21 protein-coding genes are annotated in these 22,369 nt (G+C 40.3%); 10 read left to right on the forward strand and 11 right to left on the reverse strand.

The window, feature by feature from the left end:
* Positions 1–61: 61 nt before the first annotated feature.
* On the reverse strand, positions 62–760 hold the full coding sequence (gene rppA / locus V7K76_RS27800) for a two-component system response regulator RppA (protein ID WP_334780406.1): 699 nt from the start codon (positions 758–760) through the stop codon (positions 62–64).
* 76 nt (positions 761–836) lie between these two features.
* Here rppA and hisG point away from each other — a divergent pair, with 76 nt between their 5' ends.
* A complete protein-coding gene (gene hisG / locus V7K76_RS27805) occupies positions 837–1,481 on the forward strand; it encodes an ATP phosphoribosyltransferase (protein ID WP_179067730.1) in 645 nt (214 codons plus the stop codon).
* Positions 1,482–1,972: 491 nt separating this feature from the next.
* A complete protein-coding gene (locus V7K76_RS27810; protein WP_334780279.1) occupies positions 1,973–2,404 on the forward strand; it encodes a hypothetical protein in 432 nt (143 codons plus the stop codon).
* 226 nt (positions 2,405–2,630) lie between these two features.
* Here the strand turns inward: V7K76_RS27810 and V7K76_RS27815 are convergent, their stop codons facing one another.
* On the reverse strand, positions 2,631–6,161 hold the full coding sequence (locus V7K76_RS27815) for a hypothetical protein (RefSeq protein ID WP_334780278.1): 3,531 nt from the start codon (positions 6,159–6,161) through the stop codon (positions 2,631–2,633).
* A 389-nt stretch (positions 6,162–6,550) separates the two neighbouring features.
* On the opposite strand from V7K76_RS27815, the gene V7K76_RS27820 reads away from it, so the two are divergent.
* From V7K76_RS27820 to V7K76_RS27830, 3 genes are all read left to right on the forward strand, one after another.
* On the forward strand, positions 6,551–8,005 hold the full coding sequence (locus tag V7K76_RS27820) for a sensor histidine kinase (protein WP_334780277.1): 1,455 nt from the start codon (positions 6,551–6,553) through the stop codon (positions 8,003–8,005).
* Positions 8,006–8,211: 206 nt separating this feature from the next.
* Positions 8,212–8,700, forward strand: coding sequence for a DUF2267 domain-containing protein (locus V7K76_RS27825; protein WP_334780276.1), 489 nt, complete (start codon positions 8,212–8,214; stop codon positions 8,698–8,700).
* A gap of 305 nt (positions 8,701–9,005) precedes the next feature.
* Positions 9,006–9,725, forward strand: a complete 720-nt coding sequence (locus V7K76_RS27830; RefSeq protein ID WP_334780405.1) for a hypothetical protein — start codon at positions 9,006–9,008, stop codon at positions 9,723–9,725.
* Between the two features lie 97 nt (positions 9,726–9,822).
* Here V7K76_RS27830 and V7K76_RS27835 read toward each other — a convergent pair whose 3' ends face one another.
* Both V7K76_RS27835 and V7K76_RS27840 read right to left on the reverse strand, forming a co-directional pair.
* A complete protein-coding gene (locus V7K76_RS27835; protein ID WP_334780274.1) occupies positions 9,823–10,905 on the reverse strand; it encodes a tetratricopeptide repeat protein in 1,083 nt (360 codons plus the stop codon).
* 103 nt (positions 10,906–11,008) lie between these two features.
* Positions 11,009–11,632 carry a sigma-70 family RNA polymerase sigma factor gene (locus tag V7K76_RS27840; protein WP_179066496.1) on the reverse strand — a complete coding sequence of 208 codons (624 nt, stop codon included), beginning with the start codon at positions 11,630–11,632 and terminating at the stop codon, positions 11,009–11,011.
* A 197-nt stretch (positions 11,633–11,829) separates the two neighbouring features.
* Between V7K76_RS27840 and V7K76_RS27845 the strand changes: the two genes are divergently transcribed.
* Entirely contained in the window at positions 11,830–12,426 is a 597-nt protein-coding gene (locus tag V7K76_RS27845) for a glyoxalase-like domain protein (RefSeq protein WP_334780273.1), read from the forward strand.
* 245 nt (positions 12,427–12,671) lie between these two features.
* The gene (locus V7K76_RS27850; RefSeq protein ID WP_334780272.1) at positions 12,672–13,136 is read left to right on the forward strand and encodes a DUF29 domain-containing protein; all 465 of its coding nucleotides are present in this window, start codon (positions 12,672–12,674) and stop codon (positions 13,134–13,136) included.
* A 158-nt stretch (positions 13,137–13,294) separates the two neighbouring features.
* Here the strand turns inward: V7K76_RS27850 and V7K76_RS27855 are convergent, their stop codons facing one another.
* Positions 13,295–14,014: a helix-turn-helix domain-containing protein gene (locus tag V7K76_RS27855; protein ID WP_334953257.1), complete on the reverse strand. Its 720-nt coding sequence runs from the start codon at positions 14,012–14,014 to the stop codon at positions 13,295–13,297.
* A 188-nt stretch (positions 14,015–14,202) separates the two neighbouring features.
* Here V7K76_RS27855 and V7K76_RS27860 point away from each other — a divergent pair, with 188 nt between their 5' ends.
* Positions 14,203–14,769, forward strand: a complete 567-nt coding sequence (locus V7K76_RS27860; RefSeq protein ID WP_334780270.1) for a Uma2 family endonuclease — start codon at positions 14,203–14,205, stop codon at positions 14,767–14,769.
* Between the two features lie 17 nt (positions 14,770–14,786).
* Here V7K76_RS27860 and V7K76_RS27865 read toward each other — a convergent pair whose 3' ends face one another.
* From V7K76_RS27865 to pstS, 5 genes are all read right to left on the reverse strand, one after another.
* Positions 14,787–15,068, reverse strand: coding sequence for a hypothetical protein (locus V7K76_RS27865; protein ID WP_334780269.1), 282 nt, complete (start codon positions 15,066–15,068; stop codon positions 14,787–14,789).
* Between the two features lie 123 nt (positions 15,069–15,191).
* Complete coding sequence (gene pstB, locus V7K76_RS27870) at positions 15,192–15,998, reverse strand: phosphate ABC transporter ATP-binding protein PstB (RefSeq protein ID WP_334780268.1); 807 nt, start codon at positions 15,996–15,998, stop codon at positions 15,192–15,194.
* A 57-nt stretch (positions 15,999–16,055) separates the two neighbouring features.
* Entirely contained in the window at positions 16,056–16,937 is an 882-nt protein-coding gene (gene pstA / locus V7K76_RS27875) for a phosphate ABC transporter permease PstA (RefSeq protein ID WP_334780267.1), read from the reverse strand.
* 19 nt (positions 16,938–16,956) lie between these two features.
* On the reverse strand, positions 16,957–17,907 hold the full coding sequence (pstC, locus tag V7K76_RS27880) for a phosphate ABC transporter permease subunit PstC (protein ID WP_334780266.1): 951 nt from the start codon (positions 17,905–17,907) through the stop codon (positions 16,957–16,959).
* A gap of 143 nt (positions 17,908–18,050) precedes the next feature.
* Positions 18,051–19,235: a phosphate ABC transporter substrate-binding protein PstS gene (gene pstS / locus V7K76_RS27885; RefSeq protein ID WP_334780265.1), complete on the reverse strand. Its 1,185-nt coding sequence runs from the start codon at positions 19,233–19,235 to the stop codon at positions 18,051–18,053.
* 725 nt (positions 19,236–19,960) lie between these two features.
* Between pstS and V7K76_RS27890 the strand changes: the two genes are divergently transcribed.
* Both V7K76_RS27890 and lspA read left to right on the forward strand, forming a co-directional pair.
* Positions 19,961–20,548, forward strand: coding sequence for a biotin transporter BioY (locus V7K76_RS27890; protein WP_334780264.1), 588 nt, complete (start codon positions 19,961–19,963; stop codon positions 20,546–20,548).
* 214 nt (positions 20,549–20,762) lie between these two features.
* A complete protein-coding gene (lspA, locus tag V7K76_RS27895; RefSeq protein ID WP_334780263.1) occupies positions 20,763–21,239 on the forward strand; it encodes a signal peptidase II in 477 nt (158 codons plus the stop codon).
* Positions 21,240–21,446: 207 nt separating this feature from the next.
* Here the strand turns inward: lspA and V7K76_RS27900 are convergent, their stop codons facing one another.
* Positions 21,447–22,052 carry a hypothetical protein gene (locus V7K76_RS27900; RefSeq protein WP_334780262.1) on the reverse strand — a complete coding sequence of 202 codons (606 nt, stop codon included), beginning with the start codon at positions 22,050–22,052 and terminating at the stop codon, positions 21,447–21,449.
* Between the last annotated feature and the right edge of the window lie 317 nt (positions 22,053–22,369).

Below are 22,369 nucleotides of genomic sequence, written 5' to 3' on the forward strand. Positions count from 1 at the left end.
AACATAAAAATTAGGGTTTAAGCAAATACTAAGCAGTGCCCAGCATACAAAAATTTCTTCGCTAAATTGACTCTACTAATGAAGCACCAAAACGATAGCCTTTGCCATAAACTGTGTGAATCAGTGTAGTTTCCTTACCCACCTCAATCTTACGCCGCAGCAAGCGAATTAATGCCGCTATCACATTGCTACTGGGTTGTTCTGACTCTTGCCACAAATTTTGCATAATCTGGGCATGAGTTAACAACTGTCCAGTGTGTTCCATAAAGTATTGCAATAACTGGCTTTCTTTTTGCGATAGCTCAATTATTCGTCCCTGACGATAGGCTACTTGATTGTCACAATCGAGTTCTAAATCAGCGACAGTTAGTCGTCTGGTGGTAGTCTCATAAATTTGGGAACCGGAACGACGCAATAAAGCACGGACTCTGGCTAATAACTCCCGCAGTTCAAAAGGTTTAACTAAATAGTCGTCCGCACCAGCATCTAAACCTTCTACACGGTCATCGAGAGTATCTTTCGCTGTGAGAAACAGCACGGGAGTGGTTTTGCTTTGGCGTCGCAATTCCTGACAAATCTCTAACCCGGTTTTTCCTGGCAGCATCCAATCTAAAATCAGTAGGTCATAACTGCCTGCTTGTGCCAGTTCGCTACCAGATGTCCCATCATAAGCGGCATCTACAGCGTAACCCTCACGAGTTAACAAGCGACTCAAGGGTTGAGTTAATTCAATTTCATCATCAACTAATAAAATTCTCATGCTGCTTGTGGTAAGCATATAGAGATATTCTCAATATTATTCAACTGTCGGAACGCCAAGGATACTAAGAAAAAGAATGCTGACTGTTGCATTGCCAAAAGGGGAACTACTTAAAAATAGCATCCGCCTGCTACAAGGTGTGGGATTAGATTTTAGTGCTTTTTTAGATTCAGGAACTCGCCAACTTCAAATTCCTGACACAAAAGGAATTGCGAAAGCTTTACTGGTGCGCGCGCAGGATGTACCTGTCTATGTGGAATATGGTCAGGCACAACTGGGGATTGTCGGTTACGATGTGCTGCGAGAGAAACAGCCGCAAGTTGCCCACTTGGTAGATTTGCAGTTCGGTCATTGTCGGATGTCGGTGGCGGTAAAAGCATCCAGTTCTTATACGTCGCCTTTAGATTTACCACCACATGGTAGAGTTGCTTCAAAATATGTGAATTGCGCTCGTGAGTATTTCCATAGTCTCGATTTGCCTGTAGAAATAGTGCCATTGTATGGTTCAGTAGAACTAGGCCCAATTACTGGTATGTCAGAAGCGATCGTGGATTTGGTTTCTACAGGGCGGACTTTGCGCGAAAATGGTTTAATTGAAATCGCTACTCTGTATGAAAGCACGGCGCGATTGATTGCCCATCCTTTGAGTTATCGCCTGAACACGGGTAATCTAAATGATGTGATTGCCAAGCTACGGGAAGTAGTTTTAGTGGAGGTTTAACACCAATTTGTAATTCGTAATGACGCTTCTACTAGACCTTTGCGATCGCTAACACTACTAGCGTGGCAAGCAAAAAAATTGTGTATTAGACGTAGGTTGGGTGGAGCGGAGCGCAACCCAACATCCTGATATATGTTAGGTTACGCAAAGCCCCCACCCAACCTAAAATTTTTTCTTTAACCCCTCAGTAAATGGAATCAAAGCATCGGTGAATTACCGCAACTCCTCATCATCTCTTTACACAGCTTTGTGATATCAATATAAACCCTGAAACACTCACCGAAGAATAGTTAGAGCAATTGCGTAAGAATACGCACCCAAAAAATGTCCATTCTTAACAAAATGCTCACAGCAAGGGGCATATATTTTTATCTGTAAAAAGAAATTAAAAAAAGATTACGCCTCTACTTTTGCTAGTTGAGGTTGAATCTGCATTCCCAAGCAAAATCTGGGAATGAGCTTAAAGTAAAAAGCATGAGGGTTTATAAAATATGAATAGTTTCTCTAACAAATTATCCACAATACTTAGGGGAAGTATCTGCCTATTTGGCTTAGTGAGTGTAGGAAATTTTTTAGCAGCACCAGTAGATGCACAACAAGCTACTGCTCGTGGTGCTGTTAGTATTATTAGACCTTCCGGTGCATTTCTCAGTGTCAGTGGCGAAGTAACTTTACCTTCTGGCTCTTACTTTGACGGAGGTGTAAAAATTACACCTACATACGGGGGGATAATAGGCGGAAATGACGAAACCATAACTAGTCTAACTATAACTCCAGGAGTAGTGAAAACTACCACAGTCTCTAGCCCAAACTCGTTTATTGATACGACGGCTAATTTATTAAATAATGGTGCTTCAATTGAAGATATGACAGCTATAATCCGAGCCGGCACTGGTAATAATGCTTTGGGTGCTTTAGATTAGACAGGACTTACAAATTAAAAGGCTTAGATTCCCGACTGATTAAAGAAGTCAGTAATATCTTTATTTAATGGTTTAGAGACGTTGGATTGCAACGTCTCTATTTTGGTGCGTTACATTAATAAGCTGTTGGACAAATAACCTTGCATATTACCTGGAATTAAAACTCTTGTGGGGTGGGCATCTTGCCCGCCCTAGTTATGCAAATTAAAAATACATTAGCTTACTATTAAAATCGATAACCACCTTGAAGGTTAAGGTCAAAACCATTTTCGCCTGTACCAATTTGAGTTTCTATAAATACACTATTATCTGGAAAATTGTGCCTCAAAATGATTCCATAGTTGAAGCCAGAAACTCGGCTGTTCAAACCTATATTATTAACACTATAATTTTTTAGATAAACACCAGCAGAAATATTTTTGCTAACTCTTTGTAATCCTTGAAATTCAAAGAAACATTCTTTGCCCATCTCTAGATTTGTCTTTATATTTAAACCATGACTAGTACTAAATTCACCATTAAAAAGACCTAAAAATTCACCATTACTATTATTCTCAATAAAAGCTACACCAGGAGCTAAAGAAAAACCGAAATTTCTTTCTTGATGCTGATATAAATAACTTAAATAAGTAGAGAAAGGATTATTTTTATTAGAGGCACTATTCCAATTAAATCTCAAATATGGTACGTGAGTATTAATAGCTACAGGCTTTTTGGCTGAATTTAACTGTACATCAGTTTTAATATAGTTGAGGAGTATATTAGTATAAATACCAAAAGTTGGTTCTTCTATCCCCAGATTATTATTGGAAACGCCTGGTGCTGAGTTGGCATCTACATTAAACCACGTTCCTAAATTGGCACTATAGTTAAAATTTCCAGAAGAACCTGCTGCTAATAATTCAACTGTCGGTAAAGATAGATAACCGTTAAAGTTATTAAAACTAACACCTATTTTATCAACTCTAGTGAGTTCCATATAATCAAATGCTAAATCAGCTGCTCGCACCTGTAGCGGTACTACTGTTGTATCTGATGAATCAAATTTTTGTACAAATTGTTGCCCTTGGGGGTTTGTCAAAATTACTTCTGCTGCCGATGATTCGTTAATAGGATTAATAGAAGTGTCATTTAAAGGAATTGGGTTACCAATGTAGGATAGAGGCCCAAATGTTTTATTAGAAAGGCTAAGATCGGAAAAAAATGTATCACCTTCATTTAAAATAGTGATATTTTTTTCAAGAAATTGAACTGCTCGTTTGTAGTTTCCCGTTCTTACTTGCAAGATGCTGGAGTTATTAGGAGTGACTTGACTGGGAAGTGTATAAGTTCCAGATACTTGCTCTAGTCCACTGGATGCATTGGCATAAGATAAAGTGCGATTTAGCCTATTATTAATTTGTCTTCTTTGGTCAGTTGTGGCAGGTGTATTTAGAGGAGTAAAACCTTCTCCATTCTTAAATTTCTGTCTAGCTTCTTCTAGACCATGTTGAATATTATCGATTTTAATAGCTTCAAAAACTCCACCTAAGAGTAAGCCTAATGTAGAATTCACTGATTGAATAGCATCAATACTAGTATCGCTGAATTTAGCTGTTAGAGATAATCCTGGAGCAGAAAAAATATTTGTATAAGTAGCTTTAATTGCAACTGGGTCATATTGAATTAAGCTCCGATTATGGGGATGGCTAACATAAATTCTGTGCCAATCAGAAGTTTCTTGAGTTTGAGATAGTGTCTGAAATACAGGTTCTCTTCTTCCTAAAGATAGCCATTGTAAAGAGTTAAGATAATGAAAGTCTTTCTCGGATTGAGAGAGAAAAGGATTGACTGCTACGTTTAACAAATCAACGTTATCAAATTTTCCAAGTTGAGCAACCTTAATACCTGGAAAAGAAGAGACAGGAGCAGTAAAACCAAAACCTTCTCCCGTCAGAATATTTCCCCAGGAGATACCAGCAGCTGCGAGGGCGCTATTAGGAATAACTTCACCTACTTTGAGTTGGACATTTCCATTATCTAGTAAAGGTTGTATATTCGTCGTTGGAAAGCCTTGGAGAATTTTCGGAGCATTGATAGCATCTAAAGCTTGAAATAAAGCTTGCCCACCACTCACACTTAAAGTAGAGGCAATACCAAGATTTGGAGTAGGATTTTTGAGAACCGTGACATTAGGGTTGTTTGTGTCAATCCCACTATTAATAATAACTCTGCCAGCAGGTATACCTTCAGGATTTACTATTTCTCCTGCTATTGAAGTTATAGAAAAATTCTCAGTACCAACATCTCCAGCTAAATTTTGAAAATCTGTAGGTATAGCGAACAGGCTTTGCAATCCCCAAAATGCCTGCTGGGAGGTAACATTTTGGGTGATATAAGTATTGGTTTGTCTTCCTTGAGAGAGAATACCTACTTGGGAACCTTTAGTTTCAACTACTATTCTATTATTATCGAGAACCCAATAAAATTGGTCAGCTTTAGGGAATTTAGCATAAGTAAATTTATTAATAATCTGATTATCTCCAGAAAATCTTACACTTATATCCGTATCTATATAATTTTCATCTTCATTTGGCTTAAATAATTCTGTGGAAAAAGTAAGATTATCTGTTGGGTTAACAATCCAAGGATATTTATTGGCACTAAATGTGAGAGCATCAATAATTATTTGTTTTTGTTTTACTTGTTGTTTTTTTGAACTACGTAGTTTTTCTATTAGTATTTGTTGTGTTGGTGTGTATGGTTTAGTTGTATTTGGTTTAGTTTCTTCTTCACCTTCATCAGATGGTTTAGGAGGCTCTACTTTATATTGTTCAATTGGAATAACATCGGCTATGGTAAATTGGGATAACTGTTTAGTTTTCTCTACGTTAGAGTTAGGAGTTTTTAAAGTTTGTTTCAATGGGGCTTGACTTTGCGAACTATCTAATTTATCCGATTTGAGCAAACTATTATTACTATTAGTTGGATTATTTTCTCCCATTAAATCGATTTTAGTAAGTTTGGATAACTGTTTAGTTTTATCTAAGTTAGAGTTGGGATCTTTTAAAGTTGGTTTTAATAAATCTTGACTTTGCGAACTATCTAATTTATCTGAATTAAGCAAACTCTTATTACTATTAGTTGGATTATTTTCTCCCATTAAATCGATTTCAGTAAGCTTGGATAACTGTTTAGTTTTGTCTAAGTTAGAGTTAGGATCTTTTAAAGTTTGTTTTAATAAGTCTTGACTTTGAAAACTGTCTAATTTGTCGAGGAGAACAGGAGGCAGATAACGCGGTGTTAGCGAGTCCGCGAGGGTCGGGCAGGAGGTAGAGGAACTCGTTAATTCTGCGCTATTTATCTCCTGCTGCGACCAGAGAGGGCAAGGGTTTAAGACCCCCACTGGACTCTCTTTCAGGGCTGCCAAATCATCCGGGGTCGAATCCCCAGATGATTTGCTCCTCATGCCTCCTTCAACCGATTTCAGGAAACTCTTATTAGTAGTAGCTGCATTATTTTCCTTAATTAAATCAATTCTGGTAAATTTGGATAGCTCTTTAGTTTTATATAAGTTGGGATTAGCATTTTTCACAGTCAGACTAATCTTATTTTGACCATCAACCTCTAAAGCGATCGCAGAAAATTGTACTAGGATTATTTTGAACAAAATTGTTGAATACAAAAAGCAAGTTGCAATTAGTCTTAGATTTTTATTTAATCTCTTTAGAGAGATTTTTAGAAGCATTGAGGTTGAAGCTTTACGAGTTACCACCATATAAATATACTGCTTGATAGATCAACAATAAAAATTAGAATGAATTCAAATGAATGAACAGCACCCTAGAGTTTGCTTGGTTACAAAAATAAATTTGTAATTATCAGAAACTAGTAATAATTTAGTTTTTAAGACTTAGACTGTTGTTGATTTGTTTAAATTTATTCAACAATCATTTCGGCTAATTCGCTATAAATAGTCCAAGAAAACCGATTTTTATTCTGTGTGTAAAGAATAAAAGAGGATTAAGCAGATTTACTGCAACAAGAGTGTAATTCTTCAACAAAAATTACACCTCAGCAAAATCACCAGAACGAGAAAAGTGAGCTACTTTTTAGCCGTATAAACACGTAATGTAGATATTCAGTCAAAAATTTAGGTGAAAAAATATGTTTCAGGCTACTCGTCGCCGTCTTGCAATTTGGTACACTGCTGTTACTGCTGTATTACTATTACTATTTGCTAGTGGAGTTTATTTATACGTCCGCAGTACATTGATTGAGCGGATTGATGATACTCTTAATCATGTAGTGGAAATAGTGGAGCGTTGTCTCACAACCAGCCGATGTGCTTCCACGCTGATATTTGAGCCAATTGATACTGATGCAGATAAATTTCGGATTAATGTAGAAGCCAGTCTTCGTGACAATACCGATACTGTAGAAGATGACCACATCGACCTAGAATGGTTTAGTCCGACGGGTAAATTACTTTGGTCAACTTTATCTGAACCCCTAAATATTCCCATTCGTACTAACCGTACTGGTGAAACTGTGCGCGTAGTCAAGGGAGAGAGTGAAAATTCAAAATTTAAAATTTCTAACTCCCCACTCTTATTACGACAAGTCACACAACGGGTGGAAGTGAGACGGCAAGTATTAGGATATCTGCGTGTTAGTCATCCCTGGTTTGAAGTCACTAAACCCAGTCGCCAGTTAATTTTTGATTTGGCGCTAGGTATTGGGTTAATGGTGCTTTCGGTAGGTGCAAGTGGTTGGTTTCTTTCGGGTAAAGCGATGGAACCTGTCGGCGAGTCTTATCAACGCCTCAAACAATTTACTGCTGATGCTTCCCACGAACTTAGAAGTCCTATTACTTTGATTCAAACTAATGTGCAAGTTGCTCTTGCTGACTTGGATTTAGCAGAGACAGAAACGACTACTTCTTTGCTGTATCGGCAACAGTTAAAGGTGGTGGAACGGTTAACGCAGCGTTTGGGTAAGCTAGTCAATGACTTACTCTTCCTTGCACGGCAGGATAGTGGTATTAGCAAAGATACTTTTTCACCTTGTCCTCTGGATGCTTTGCTGATGGAGGTGGTTGAAGAACAACAATTGTTAGTCCCTGAAAAAGAAATCGCCCTTTCTCTAGATTTAGTTGATCCTCCTGCCTCTGAAACTAGCCCAGAATTACTGGAAAATTGGTTTACCCTTGTGGGCAATTGGGATCAATTGGTGCGGCTGTTCACAAATTTAATTGCTAATGCCTTACATTACACTCCAGCAAGTGGACGAGTGAAAGTGGAATTGGCGCGGATAGAGGGAATAAATCGCGTTTCTGGACTACGTAACACTAGTGCCCAGTTGCAAGTTAAGGTGAGTGATACCGGAGTTGGAATTCCAGCCGAAGCACTACCACGCTTGTTTGACCGTTTTTATCGGGTAGATCCGGCACGTACTCATCGGACTGGGAATACAGCTACAGCTAGCGCTACTGGTTCAGGATTGGGATTAGCGATCGCTCAAGCTATTGTCGAACATCACCAGGGTCATATTCAAGTTGAAAGTACCCAAGGCATTGGCACCACTTTTACTGTCACTTTACCAATAACTCTTGAGTCTTAATTTGATCAGAAATTTCTGTTTCCTGTGATAGATGTAGAAAAGTAAATAAATTTACTACTGTACATAACAACAGTTGCAATATTTAGCCATTTATTTAATTGCTACAGTTTGATATTTATACTCCTGTTTATTTGCTGGCGTAGTTATACATCCTGCTATTTTATTTTGGCAAATATGCATCTATGAATAATACTTTGGGGGTTTAAATGGCAACTTCTTCCAGCGATATAAAAGAAAAAGATATACCATTTTTGGAAAAAGTCAAGGCTGAAAGTGGTTTGCCAGATATTTACGATGCTAGGGACATCACCGAAGTAGTATTTCGGGTGATGCGCGATCTGATGACTACAGAAGCAGCTGATCGAGTTGAAGATGAACTGCAAAAACCAGCCGAAATAACCGATGATAAATCGCTGCAAATTGATATTTCAGACCTGTGGCACGATACAAATCCAATTGTCGGATTTTTAAGTCGGGTACGTCCACCTTGGCAAGGCCCTGGGATCTTTAAAATTAATAGCGATCGCTTCTTATTTAGAGTGGCAAATGAAGGGGGAATGCCACCCAATGTAGAACGCGAGCAGGTAGTTAAGGCGGTGTTTTCTGCTACTAAAGACGAATTATCGTCAGAACGAATTCAGGAAATTGCTAGCTGGCTGCCTGATAAAGTTCGCCAGATTTGGGAAGAAGCTTAAAGCTATTAAACTATTATAGCTAAAATTCTTGGGTATGAGTTATGAATTGTTTTAAATTCATAACTCATTATTTTTTTTGATTGCATAATTTCTCACTAATGATTGAGAATTTTCACTCTTATGAATGAAAAACTTATATCGAAGCTTAGATAATTTTCATGTCTACAGTTAGATACAAAAAATAGAACCACTTAGTAGGATTATCTTGAATATGAACACAAAGACAGCTTAAATATAATAATTTAAATATGCTGTTTGAAAAATATTAAAAAAAGATAATTTGGATGTTTTTCTAGGAGTCAATGATGAATATGAAGTCTCAAAATTTTCGCAAGTCTGCTGAGTTATTTGGTGCTATTTGTGGAGGATTACTGATTACCATGCCAGCAATTCCTCAAGTATTAGCACAAGAATCTATTCCCAAAATTAACCCTTGTCCTCGTATTTTTTACGAAGAACCACACAATAATCAGGTTGTAGTACCACAGGGATGTCCTCCCAACGCGCTAACACAAAGACTAGCCGCTCAAGGGCTTCTTCCTGTGCCTGCTACTCCATCACAAGAGCAAACAAGATTGGGTGTCGGCGGTGGGGAAGCTCCAGAACCAGATGTTAGACTACCACGCCTAGCTCCTGGGTATCAAACTCAACAGCCTTCACCAGGGGCGGTTTCCACTGAGCAACCACAACTACAACCACGACAAACCCCCAGTGCGACGATCGCACTAGCGAATGGTATGGTTAATGTCAGGTTGGTAAATGAGACTGCGGCTAATGTAACTTTCCAAGTGATTGGCGATACAGCACCGCGATCGCTACAAGGTAAGTCAGATGTAACACTGCAAAACCTCAAAGCACCAGTAACAGTGACATTTGAACGAGAAGATGGCGGACAGTTAATAGTGACTCCACAAGGCTCTTCTGAACCAGGAAGCTTGGAAGTAACATTTAAGGAAGCCACCAATGCCACACAGGGTAGAAGTGCGATGAGAATCGAACGAAATGGTTCAGTATTTTTGAATTAATAAAAAAATATCCAATTAACTCTTGTGGGGTGGGCATCTTGCCCGCCCTATAGACTGGGCGGGCAAGATGCCCACCCTACAATATTGGATAATTTATCTACTTCCTCTGAAGCATTTCAGTTAGCTGATCCTGCAATTGCACTTCTTGCTTGCTGTCTTCCAATGTCCGCGCCAGTGTAATCGCCCTTTCATAAAAATTACGGGCAGTTAAGTAATTACCTTGTTGCTTATACAACTGAGCATAAGATTCAAAAGATTTTAATTCTTCTTGCAAATTTTGCAATTCTTTAGCGAGTGCTAAACGTTGCTCTAGTAAGTCAAAGGCGCGTTCGTAACGTCCGACAGCAGTGTGAGCCGTAACTAAACCGTCAATTGCTCGTAATTCATTAGTGCGATCGCGGTTAGTTTTAGCTATCTGCATTGCTTCACCATAAGTAGCAATAGTATCTTGATAATTTCCCGATGCTAAATATGCATCACCTAAATTATTCAGGGTATTTGCTTCACCGATGGCATCACCAGTCTGACGGCGGAAAGTTAAAGCATTTTCGTACAGTTTAATCGCCTTGTTGTAATCTCCCAACCTGGCAGTTACCAAACCCAAATTACTCAAAGATAGTCCTTCACCTTCAATATTTTTCACACCATGAGCAATTGCGAGCGCCTCTTCAACTGTTTTACCAGCAGTAGCAGATTCGCCTTGTTGCAGCAGAAATGTACCGATATTATTCAGCGCAAAAATTTGAGCTTGGAAGTCTTTAGTATCACGAGCGATCGCTAATTCTCTTCTTAAAGCATCTTCTGCCTCTTTTGAACTACCAAGCTGGATATAAGCCTTAGCAAGCAAATTGTACGCCAGACCTTGTGCTTTCAGGTCGCCAATTGAGTGATATAGTTCTAGTGCCCGCAAGCAAGACGCAACTGTTTTGTCGGCATATCCTGAAGTGTATTGTTGTTCACCGATACGCAGCAAACTATCTGCTTCATCTCTTGATTGTCGCCCAACGGAACTATTTAAAGGTCGATGGAGTTGTTGGGTAATATCAACCACACTCGCAGCTACAGGACTCAGCAAAAAAGTAACCAGTAAAAAGCTGTGTAAAAGTACCTGGGGACGAGAAATTGTACCTACACAAATTAAGCCTACCTTTTGCCAGGAAAATACAAGCTGTTGTTTCATAAAAATTGCCCGTAAATTTCGGGTTTAAGTAGAAGGTCTAAGAAGAAGTTTTAAGTTTTTAAATTGAAGACATTCAGTATACGCATTTATACTTAAGCTATGATTAAGCGAAATCTTCCCCAAAGTAGATAGCGCGGATATCTGCGGGTAATTTGTCCTCTAGCATACGATAGCCTTCCTGAAGAAAATTGGCTACAACACTCGGAGCGATCGCTTCTCCTTCGGCTTGGAGATAGGCAGCGATTCTAGTTTCACTCCAGTGGAAAGTTTGAGACATTAACACGATTAATCGTAAAATTGGTGGTAGTTGGTCTAATGCCTGTTCTACATAGCACCATAGCGGTGGCGAAGTCGCTTGCAGAGAATAATGAATTGCTTCTGTAGGTGGTAGTTTAATCTCGTTAATACAGAAAGCTGTCATATTAATTAACCAATTTTGCATGGTTAAGGCTTCCTCGCCGGATTCAGAATCAGTTAATTTGAGTCCACCGAGTTCGTAATAGATATGTCGCCAAGTAAGGGCAAACAGATAATCTGCTTGCACAGGCGATCGCGCCGAATGCCGAATTAAGGTATAGACTATGGGACTATAGCGGCAAAAAATTACCGTAAAGTACTTTCCGGCATCTGGATAGCGCTGAAACAGAGTCAGTAGTTCATGGTCACTGTGATGGAATAGCGACTTCACTAGCGGGTGATTAGCTTCCGTAAAATGAGGAATTTGCATAAGCCTTGCGATTGATAATTGTTAAAATAGTTTTGGGAATTGCACTCCCCTAGTTAATCGCATAATATCTTGGTGTTGTTCAGTTTGTAGATGAAGACTCAGACTACTTGAGTATTGATAAACTAGAAACAAGGACTTAATTTTAGTCTTAATCGACAGTCATAAAATCAACTACCTTATAGAATCCTTATTTGTTCATGGTTATAGCAGCTAGTGTGATATCGTTCCTGGTCAGTCCCCTTACTTTCGGCTCCTTTCTGCCTTCCCTGCCCTTGGATAGCCTATTTTCCACCCAAGGCATTATGGTAATGCTGCTAGCAGCTTACGCTGGTGCCATGTGGATGTTTCTCACCAGTGCGCCAAAAGTACATACTGTAATGGTGTCAGATTTGGAAATTGCCCGACAGTTGTATGAAGGGCTGCTAGATTTGCCGGCAGCTGAAGTGCCATTGCACTACTACTACAACTACGAACAAACTATAGGCGCAACTGGCATTGATCCGCTATATATGTCTACTGGGCCGAGCTTGTCTGGTAAAATGATGAATAATGCCAATGATGGGCTGTGGTATCAATTGAAGAAAAACACCCAGCTACACATTATTACTGGCGCGAGCTTAGGTAGCAAAAACCAGCAACGCCACGTTTGTTTTGACCACGACTGCCTGGAAATGATTTTAATGCGAGTCGAAACGCGCGGTTTGAAGTTGAAGATTCGTAACCAGAAACCCCTGAACTTTTTAGTCAAGGACTATGAAGGGCGAGTGATTGAGGTGGCTGAGGTAGCGAATTAGTCGTTACTTATTAGACATCTCCGAAAAAGAATTGTTTTGACGTAGCACTGCTACGTCTCTACAAGGGTTCTGGGTAACGCATCTTTAATTTCTGGAGATGTCTATTAGATTATTTTAGGTTGGGTGGGGCGTAGCTTGCCGCCGTATGCATCGCTCCACCCAATATTTATTTTTAGATTTGGGATTTTCGTGCAAGTGTTACCGCAGGGGTTGGTAAGTAGATAGGTGTAAATAAAGTGGAAAAAATGTACACATCTCACCTATATAAAACAGATTTCTATGATTGGACGCAAAAGCAGGTTAGCTTGCTCAAAACTCAACAGTGGGAACAATTAGATACAGTTAACCTGATTGAAGAAATTGAAACTTTGGGCAGAAGAGAACGGCAGGAATTGCGAAATCGGCTGGGAGTATTGCTAGGACATCTACTGAAATGGCAATTTCAACCTGAAAAACGTAGCAATAGCTGGTTGGGTACAATTCGAGAGCAACGTGTTCAAATTAAGCTGCTTCTGCAAGATAGCCCTAGTTTTAAACCCTATCTCGATGAAGTTTTCTTCAGTGTTTATGAACTAGGTTTGGCTTTAGCGATTCGAGAAACTGAGTTGGGTGAAAATGTTTTTCCAGAAATTTGTCCCTACACTTTAGACCAAACTTTGAATCCTAAATTCTTACCAAATTTTAATCAGGTTGATGAACAGGGCGAGTAATCGTCCCAATACTACTATTTTCTCACCGTAAACCGTGACAAATAAAAGCAGCCCAGTAATGAGGCTCTGAAAAAGGAAATTGCTGAGTAGAGTTTTCTATTTTTTTAATTTTTTTGTCCTGTACCAAATCCTTTTACCATATTGATTTAGTCAAGTTACTAGTAATGCTTACCCAGAACTTCTGATAAATTCTCTAGCAATTCTTCAGCTAAATCCAACAACTCAATTTCATCAACTTCATCACTACTTCCACGATTACTTTCTCCACACGCCACATTAGCAGCCAAAACATTTTTGACAGCAAAAATCCTATCTTCTTCAGATAGACTCAAACATTTTTCCAACTCTACAGCAACTTCTTGGATTGTCCTTGAACCTAAACGCGCTCTTACTTTCACCACTACCAAATCGTCACTTTCAAGTAGTTTTACCAAAGCTGTTTTCAGTCCATCATTCTCGCCAGAAAACTTCTCAACACCGACGCGCACATATTCCCGGACGCTCATGTTTGCCGCCAATGCTTTTTGGAAAACTACATCTGGTACATCTACCAACAACACACCTTCGTTATCACTAGCTTGATATAAGTCATCTCCTTGTTTGACGGCTACCAGCAAATCTGCACCCAAGGTATGTAAATAGTGCAACACTGATTCCAACTCATGTTCCTTTAATGCCGACTCCAATTTGGACACAGCCGCCTGCTTTACTCCTAGTTTTTGGGCTAATTGTGCCTGAGTCAATCCTGCTTTATTACGTATTTCCCGCATCGCATCAGTAAGATATAGACGCAGATACTCTAACTTTCCCGCCAAAATCACTTCTGGCTCGTCACTTACCTTCTGCTGCAACCAAGCTTGAAAATTAGGTTTTTTCATCAATTTTCCCTCTGCTGCAATTCACGTAATCTTACTCTTGCAGGCTCTTTGTCTCTATCTTTAATAGCGTTAAGGAATGTCAATATATTATTCTTTATAAGGAATATCGCATAGATTATGGGAATGCAACTAAAATTTTCCATTTTCACTCAGGCTAAAATAGGTAAATCCCTCAACAAAGATAATTTATGAACCAGCCAATATCTGAGAGAGTGCGCTGGACTACCGCCGACTTAGAGTTGTTTCCAGATAACGGGAATCGCTATGAAATTATTGACGGAGAATTATTTGTGACTAAAGCGCCCCACTGGAAGCATCAAAAAACTTGTGTCAGAATTAGCACTTCCTTGGATAACTGGTCACAAATTACTGGTCTAGGAGAAGTTGTGACAGCTCCAGGAATAATTTTTGGCGACAATGATAATGTTATTCCCGATGTTGTCTGGGCTAGCAACGAGAGATTACCCCTACTTTTAGACGAGGCTGGGCATTTGACTGGTGCGCCAGAACTAGTTGTAGAGGTGCTATCTGCTGGTAGTGAAAACGAAAAGCGGGACAGAGAACTAAAACTTAAGCTCTACTCATCACGAGGTGTCAGAGAATATTGGATTGTAGATTGGCGCAAGCAACAGGTGGAAGTATATCGACGCGAACAAGCGAGTTTAAAGTTAGCTGCTACGTTATTCAATGGTGATGAATTGAGTTCACCCATATTACCTGATTTTACTTGTGCGATCGCACAACTATTTACTTAACAAAAATTACGAATTAGTTAATTGTGCTGTAAAAACTCAATTTTGGGTAATAATGGGTCAGTTACAATACCCACACCGCTAAAATCCCAACGTTTAAGCAAGTTTCCCAACTGTGTACGCGCAATAGATTCTACAGTAAAGCGATTTGCCACTTCTGCTGCATGGGTGTTGAGATAGCTAAGGGCGTCAAAGTTTTCCTGAAACAGCAATAAATAACCCGACGTTTCGGCATCAGGACGAGCGATGAGATAATTACCGTCAGTTTTTGAGCGCACCAAATAATAGACTTCGGACTGCATGGAGATGAGGTTCGTTTAGGAAGAAAAAAATCCTTCAAATAAAAAAACATAGAGGAATATCGAACATCTTTAATTTCCGAGTATCCCTCATTGCTTTAATATCAACTAATGTAAAATAAATATTTATCCAAATTTGCCACTGACGTAATCTCTGGTTTCTTCTTGCTTAGGATTGTTGAAAATTAATTCTGTTGCGTCATACTCTACCATATAGCCGCTACGGGTTCCTTTCTCTGAAGTCCGAACATTAAAAAAGGCTGTCTTATCAGAAACACGCGCTGCTTGCTGCATGTTATGGGTGACAATGACGATCGTATATTGCTCTTTAAGTTCGTGAATCAGTTCTTCAACACGCAAGGTGGAAATGGGGTCAAGAGCGGAGCAAGGCTCATCCATTAGTATAATTTCAGGTTGGACTGCGATCGCACGAGCAATACATAACCGTTGTTGTTGTCCACCAGATAAAGACGAGCCACTTTGACGTAGTTTATCTTTGACTTCATCCCACAAAGCTGCTTTTCTGAGACTGCTTTCTACCAATTCATCGAAATCACCTTTGTAGCCGTTGATTTTAGCTCCAAAAGTAATATTGTCATGAATTGATTTGGGAAATGGATTTGGTCTTTGAAACACCATCCCAATTCTGCGACGCACTTCTACAGGGTCGATATCGGGTGCATACAAATTTTTATCGTAAAAAAGTATCTTACCTTCTGCCCGAAATGACTCAATCAAGTCATTGAGGCGGTTATAGCATCGCAATAATGTACTTTTACCACAACCAGAAGGGCCGATAAAAGCTGTCACCTGATTTTTTGGTATATCTAGCCAAATATTCTGTAAGGCTAAAAACTTGCCGTAGTAAATATTGAGATTTTCAGCCCGTAAAACGGTTTCAGTGTCATTCACTGTCCTAGTGTTGGTAGCCATAAATTAAATTTAGTGTTGGTTTTAGCGATGGGGATTTGCACTGTGGATGGTTGTTTACTAAGCTTTTTTGCGAGTTGCCCAGCGAGCGATGATACTTGTGATTAGAACCATCAATACCAAAATCAAAGATGCTGCCCAAGCTAAAGATTGCCAATTTTTAAACGGAGAAATGGCATATTTGTAAACCAAGACAGCCAGAGAAGCTGTTGGTTGAAATAAACCATCTGGCCAAAAGTTAGAAAATAAAGCAGTAAATAGCAATGGTGCGGTTTCTCCAGATGCTCTGGCGATCGCTAGCGTTGCCCCAGTTACAATAGCTGGTAAGGCTGCTGGTAAAACTACCTGACTTACCGTTTGAAAGTTAGTCGCTCCTAACCCTACAGAAGCTTGTCGCAAATCTTGCGATACTAACTGTAACGCTTCATCAGTTGTTCTTAGAATAATGGGCAACATCAAAATTGCCAGTGCAAACCCTCCACCAAGAGCTGAATACGATCCTAAGTTCAATTTTACCAGTGTTAAAACTACAATCCCATAAGCAAATACCCCAGCAATAATTGAGGGGACTCCACTCAGCACGTTAGCTGCAAAACGTACCCATCTAGCAACTTTCGCTGAACTAAATTCTGTGATGTAAATCGCCCCCAAAACTCCAAAGGGGATGCTAATCAAGGCAGCAATTCCTACCATTAGTAGTGTGCCTAAAATTGCATTACCAAAGCCTCCTCCCTTTTGTAGAGCTTTGGGTGGCAGTTCCACAAACACAGCCAGATTCAGACTGCTAAAGCCTTTAATAATCACATAAGAAAGTACTGCTAGCAAAGGAACAAGTGCCAATGCTCCGCAGGTAAAAGCGATTACGGTCATCACTGTATTAAACAGTGTTCTTTGAGACGTGGCGGAGCGAGTTAAACTGCGCTCTGGAAAATTAGAAGTCATAATTTAACCAAAAACTAAGCTATATTCGCTTGACTCTCATAACGATCAACTCTGCCAGAATATTGACTACCAGTGTCAAGAAAAATAGAACTAAAGCCGCGTACATTAAAGCCGCAACTTGCAAACCACTAGCTTCTGAGAATTGATTTGCCAGTAGAGAAGAAATCGTATTGGCTGGTGCTAAAAGAGAGAGACTGATGTTGTTGGAGTTGCCAATTAACATCGTGACAGCCATTGTTTCTCCCATTGCCCGGCCGAGTCCCAGCATCACAGCACTAACTATGCCCGAAAAGGCTGCTGGGATCAGAACTTGCAAAATTGTTTCCCAGCGAGTTGCTCCCAGCCCTATAGAGGCTTGGCGCAAACTAGGAGGTACAGAAATCAAGGCATCGCGGGATAAAGCTGTGATAATAGGCAAAGTCATAATCGCTAAGATGACTCCCGCCGGTAACATTCCTGGACCTGTAGGAGAAGTGCTAAAAAATGGTAGCCAGCTAAAGTAACCATTAAGCCATTTTCCCAAGCTGGTTAAGATTGGCACCAAAACAAAAATCCCCCACACGCCATAAACAACGCTAGGAATAGCTGCGAGCAATTCTACTGCGAAAACCAGTACCAGCTTCACTTTTGCAGGTAAAAAATCTTCACTCAGGACAATCGCAGTACCAACCCCAATTGGTACTGCAATCAGCAGACCAATAAAAGAACTCACGAGAGTTCCATAGACTTGAGGTAGTACCCCATAGCTATCATTAACCGGGTTCCAAGTAGTGTTAACTAAAAAGCCAGCACCAAATTTTTGAATAGCAGGCCAAGAGCCAATTGCAACTTGCGACCCGATCCATAATAAAATACCTGCAACCCCAAAGGCAAAAATTTTAGTTAGCCAAATAAAACCCTGATCTAGGGACTTTTCTGCGCCAGAGCGATTTTTCATCGCCGATGACAGATTTTGAGAATTTGTAGTCATGAATACCGACTTTCACAATTAAATCAGAGGAAAATGTGGGAGGCAACCAGATTGAGTAAAATTGTCGCCTCATCATCTATTTAAACTAAATACAATAGTAACTCCGTATTCAAAGTTACTATTTAATATCTGTGTGTGATTGTTTACTTGCTAGCGCTACTACCACCGGTAACAGAAATTTTATACTCTGGACTAATTTGGTCAGCCGCCGCAGCTACCTTTGTGATGACGTTTGCAGGTAGAGGAACATACCCTAGCGCACTAGCCTGTTTCTGACCATCAGTTAAAGCGTATTCGATCGCAGCTTCGATCGCCTTAGCTTTTGCGGCATTAGGATATTTCTTGTAAACTAAAAGCCATGTGTAAGTAACGATAGGATAGGAATCAGCCCCTTCGGGATCGGAAATGAAGAGGCGGAGGTTTGCCGGTAGAGCTACTGATTCCAGAGTTTTAGAGGCTGACTCCTCACTAGCTACAACAAATTTACCGGCTTTATTTTCCAAATCAGCAAACTTGAGACTATTTTGTTTGGCATAGCCGTACTCGACATAACCAATAGAACCTTGAGTTTGTTGAATTTGAGCGGTAACACCCTCATTACCCTTAGCACCGACTCCCGCAGGCCAGTTGACAGTTTTGCCCTCACCGACTTTACTCTTCCACTCCGGGCTGATGGCGCTGAGGTGTTTGGTGAACACACCCGTGGTTCCGCTACCATCGGAACGATAAACAACTGTGATTGGCTGTTTAGGAAGTTTTGCACCTGGATTAGCCTTGGCAATTTGGGCATCATCCCAAGATTTGATTTTGCCTAGTAAAATATCGGCGTAAACGGCTCGTGGCAGCTTTAGTTCTGGAACATCAGGCAAGTTGTAAGCCAACACGATGCTACCAGCAGTCACAGGCAGTAAAATAACACCCCTATCTGCTGGTACTTTCTGGATTTCTTCATCCTTCATTGCCACATCGCTAGCACCAAAGTCTACAGTGCCTTTGATAAATTGCTCAACTCCAGAACCGCTACCAACTGAGGCATAGTCAACTTGCAGATTTGGATATTTTTTGTTTAAATCTGTAAACCAGGTATCGTACAGTGGTGCCGGAAAAGACGCACCAGCCCCGCTTAACTTTACGGTTCCACCAAGGTCTAATTTAGCTGGGCTAGAGGCAGTAGTATCTGTAGCAGTGCCAGAAGGCGTATCCTTGGTGGCTGTACTATCTGGTGTTTGTTGTCCGCCACCACAACCTGCTAGGCTGATTGTCAGTGCTAACACTGAAATTAAACCTGTGAGGCGATGAGTTTTTGTTGCACTAAGACGTAAGAGCATCGCTATCAATTTTTTAGTAAGTTTTCAGGTAAGCGTCTCTAAGATACTCCTAAAGCACAACAATAAAGATTAACGAGAGGTTAACATAACAAAAAATACTTGTTTTTTTTTGATGAAGAACAAACGCTTATTTCCAATTTTGCTTGATAAATTTTATACTCTTGCTTGAGATTTAACTTACAGATAGCACTATATTAAGTTGATTACAGGTATTTACAAAACTTTATCATTAGAGTAAGTTTGTTGGTCAAGTCATGAAAAAAGTTTATCGAACAGAATTCAGGAGTCAGGAGCGGAGCCGGAGACGCTCCGCCTCCGGTCAGAATTCAGAATGAATTGTGTGCGACTGGCGGATAGCGCTTTTAGATAATACTTGAAGACAAGAGTATAAACACTAGAAAGAAAAAATAATATTTATTTTACTCTCTCCTAAGTAAGATGCCAGATTTAGAACACACCTCAGCCACAATTCGCAGAACTGAAAAATTACATACATACTGAAAAGGCAAAAGAAAATATGCTAGTTCTTAAGATGTCAGCACAAATTTCATTTCAATATTAATGAACATACTAGTACAACACGGCGTAAATAAACCACCCATTTAAAATAGCCAGAAAGCTTACAAAATAAGCATTCTTTCTTTTTTCTTTTGCCTTTTTACTTTTACCTTCTTGTACTAGTTGCTGCTGGTTTTCCTTTTTGCTTTTCCTTAATTGCCTGATAAATGTTTGCTGCTTCCAATCAATTACTGTGGTCTATGATTGGCTTACTCCTGACAATGGGTGGTACTTTCCTAGAAGTTTATGGGATTACCTTACCTTGGACATGGAGTCAGCACGGAATTCAGACTTTTTCTTTAGGTGTCACTTTTCAAATTGGCGCAGTGTTGTTGGTGGGTTGTTTAGGGGGCAAAAATGCCGGTGCGCTCTCACAAATCGCCTATTTAGTTATGGGGTTAACCTTACTACCAGTATTTGCCGATGGCGGTGGTATTGGTTATGTCAAGCTATCTCAGTTTGGCTATCTACTAGGCTTTATTCCTGGAGCTTGGATTTGTGGCTTATTCGCCTTTAAAGCTAGACCTCGACTAGAGACTCTTGCCTTTAGCTGCATCTGTGGCTTGTTAACTCTCCACATCTGCGGTATTACTTATTTGATTATTAGCTATCTTTTTCAGTGGAAAGGCACAGAAAATCTATCCTTAATACAAGCAATCCTCAGATACTCCTGGTTTGCGCTACCAGGTCAACTAACTGTGGTCTGTGCAGTTAGTGTAATAGCATATATATTGCGTCACTTAATGTTCTATTAGTTCATGTTATTTGTCCTTTGTCATTTGTCAAAAGCTGATGACCAACGACCAATGACTAATGACCAATGACCAATGACCCTTACGGGTTCGCCAGTCACTCATGGGGGAAACCCCCATGCGTTCAAGCAAAGCGTCTCCCCTTCTCCCAAAGGGAGAGGCTAGCGCCAAGGGAGAAGACCGTGCTGGCTCACCAATGACCAATGACTAATTCACCATGCATTTAAAAAATCGTCTTTTCTGGATCGCTGCCTTCATCGTTTTTTTCTTAGACCAAATAACAAAGTACTGGATAGTACAAAGCTTTAGTTTGGGGCAGACACTACCACTCTTACCTGGGATATTTCACTTTACCTATGTCACTAACACTGGTGCTGCATTTAGTCTGTTAAGTGGGAAAGTAGAGTGGTTGCGCTGGTTATCTTTAGGAGTGAGTTTAGTATTGATAGCGTTGGCGCTGGTTGGCCCAACGTTAAATTTGTGGGATCAGTTAGGCTATGGCTTGATTTTAGGTGGAGCGATGGGCAACGGTATCGATCGTTTTGTTTTAGGCTATGTCGTTGATTTTCTTGATTTTCGCCTGATTAACTTTGCTGTATTTAATGTGGCAGATTCATTTATTAGTATCGGTATTGTTTGCCTGTTAATTGCTTCCTTGCAAAAAACACCTACTTCAACTGGCAGATCGCATTAAACTATTAAGCCTGGGATTAATCATCCCAGGCTATTGGTTAGTGAAACCCTTGCTAAGTCTTATATGCGAAGACTTTATTTATAAGGTTTCAGCGATTTTTATTTTTTACCTGACACCAGTTTGCATAACTGGTGCAAGAGATTAAAAAAGATGCACCTGCGATCGCTGATGGCAAACTAGTATTCAGATTATACCCCAGCTTTTAATTTAATTACCTGTACCAGGAGTTTTTGGCGAACTAGAGCCTGGAGTACTGGGAGAGTTACCTGGTACGGTAGGGCTGCCAGGAGCGCCAGGTTGTTGAGGTGTGGTAGAGTTTACTGGTGCTGGAGTTGAGTTGCTAGGAGCGCCAGATTCAGGTGTAGTTGAGCTACCTGGTGCTGGAGTGCTTTCGGGAGCGCCAGGTGGAGGTGGAGTAATGCTACCTGGTGCTGGAGTTAATGTGCTAGGAGCGCCTGGTGCTGGAGTGCTTTCGGGAGCGCCAGGTTGAGGTGGGGCAATGTTACCTGGTGCAGTTGTGTTATCAGGTATTTTAGTTTCTGTTGGCGTTGTGGTTTCGGCTGGTACTGTAGTGCTACTAGGAGCGCTGGGTGTAGCTGCTGTACCATTATTGGGACAGCGGGAGTTGAGCGGAAAATACTCGCACAGAATTTTCATGCCTTCTGGCGATATCTTGATTTCCGCTGGTGCGCTAGTAGAGTCGCTACCACTAGACTGAGCTATGGGGGATTTACTGGATTCGGCTACAGCAATATTAGTGGTAAGTGCCAAAGATAAAGCTGCACCAATCAGGCTCAGAGATTTTCCCATCATTCTGAAATTAACCTCAACGGAACACTCGGCCTATTAAAACAGATAATAAGATTTAGAAAATCTTCCTAAATGAAGATGTTTAAGTTTGTTTCAGAGTATGTGGATATGTCAACTGCCCCACCCATGAGGGGATGCTCGATGATGGGCGAACTACTACTCAACAGTTGTAGTTGTAAGCAAGGATACTTATGTACGACTTCATGATAAGAAAACAGCCGAGGATGATTCGGTTGGAAGTAGTAATGTCAATTACCCAAATTACTGAGGAGCCGGATGAGGTGAAAGTGTCACGTCCGGTTTTGTAGGCGAGGCAGGGA

It is taken from the genome of Nostoc sp., from assembly GCF_036917975.1.
In the GTDB taxonomy this organism is placed as follows: Bacteria; Cyanobacteriota; Cyanobacteriia; order Cyanobacteriales; family Nostocaceae; genus Nostoc.

Bases quoted from the DNA above. Each gene is read 5' to 3' on its own strand.
- V7K76_RS27815 (WP_334780278.1), bottom strand. From the start codon at position 6,161: ATGGTGGTAACTCGTAAAGCTTCAACCTCAATGCTTCTAAAAATCTCT.
- pstB (WP_334780268.1), bottom strand. From the start codon at position 15,998: ATGGCTACCAACACTAGGACAGTGAATGACACTGAAACCGTTTTACGG.
- V7K76_RS27845 (WP_334780273.1), top strand. From the start codon at position 11,830: ATGGTTATAGCAGCTAGTGTGATATCGTTCCTGGTCAGTCCCCTTACT.
- pstC (WP_334780266.1), bottom strand. From the start codon at position 17,907: ATGACTACAAATTCTCAAAATCTGTCATCGGCGATGAAAAATCGCTCT.
- V7K76_RS27810 (WP_334780279.1), top strand. From the start codon at position 1,973: ATGAATAGTTTCTCTAACAAATTATCCACAATACTTAGGGGAAGTATC.
- V7K76_RS27820 (WP_334780277.1), top strand. From the start codon at position 6,551: ATGTTTCAGGCTACTCGTCGCCGTCTTGCAATTTGGTACACTGCTGTT.
- V7K76_RS27840 (WP_179066496.1), bottom strand. From the start codon at position 11,632: ATGCAAATTCCTCATTTTACGGAAGCTAATCACCCGCTAGTGAAGTCG.
- V7K76_RS27835 (WP_334780274.1), bottom strand. From the start codon at position 10,905: ATGAAACAACAGCTTGTATTTTCCTGGCAAAAGGTAGGCTTAATTTGT.
- V7K76_RS27865 (WP_334780269.1), bottom strand. From the start codon at position 15,068: ATGCAGTCCGAAGTCTATTATTTGGTGCGCTCAAAAACTGACGGTAAT.
- V7K76_RS27850 (WP_334780272.1), top strand. From the start codon at position 12,672: ATGTACACATCTCACCTATATAAAACAGATTTCTATGATTGGACGCAA.
- V7K76_RS27900 (WP_334780262.1), bottom strand. From the start codon at position 22,052: ATGATGGGAAAATCTCTGAGCCTGATTGGTGCAGCTTTATCTTTGGCA.
- V7K76_RS27855 (WP_334953257.1), bottom strand. From the start codon at position 14,014: ATGAAAAAACCTAATTTTCAAGCTTGGTTGCAGCAGAAGGTAAGTGAC.
- V7K76_RS27860 (WP_334780270.1), top strand. From the start codon at position 14,203: ATGAACCAGCCAATATCTGAGAGAGTGCGCTGGACTACCGCCGACTTA.
- rppA (WP_334780406.1), bottom strand. From the start codon at position 760: ATGAGAATTTTATTAGTTGATGATGAAATTGAATTAACTCAACCCTTG.
- lspA (WP_334780263.1), top strand. From the start codon at position 20,763: ATGCATTTAAAAAATCGTCTTTTCTGGATCGCTGCCTTCATCGTTTTT.
- V7K76_RS27830 (WP_334780405.1), top strand. From the start codon at position 9,006: ATGAATATGAAGTCTCAAAATTTTCGCAAGTCTGCTGAGTTATTTGGT.
- V7K76_RS27890 (WP_334780264.1), top strand. From the start codon at position 19,961: ATGTTTGCTGCTTCCAATCAATTACTGTGGTCTATGATTGGCTTACTC.
- V7K76_RS27825 (WP_334780276.1), top strand. From the start codon at position 8,212: ATGGCAACTTCTTCCAGCGATATAAAAGAAAAAGATATACCATTTTTG.
- pstS (WP_334780265.1), bottom strand. From the start codon at position 19,235: ATGCTCTTACGTCTTAGTGCAACAAAAACTCATCGCCTCACAGGTTTA.
- pstA (WP_334780267.1), bottom strand. From the start codon at position 16,937: ATGACTTCTAATTTTCCAGAGCGCAGTTTAACTCGCTCCGCCACGTCT.
- hisG (WP_179067730.1), top strand. From the start codon at position 837: ATGCTGACTGTTGCATTGCCAAAAGGGGAACTACTTAAAAATAGCATC.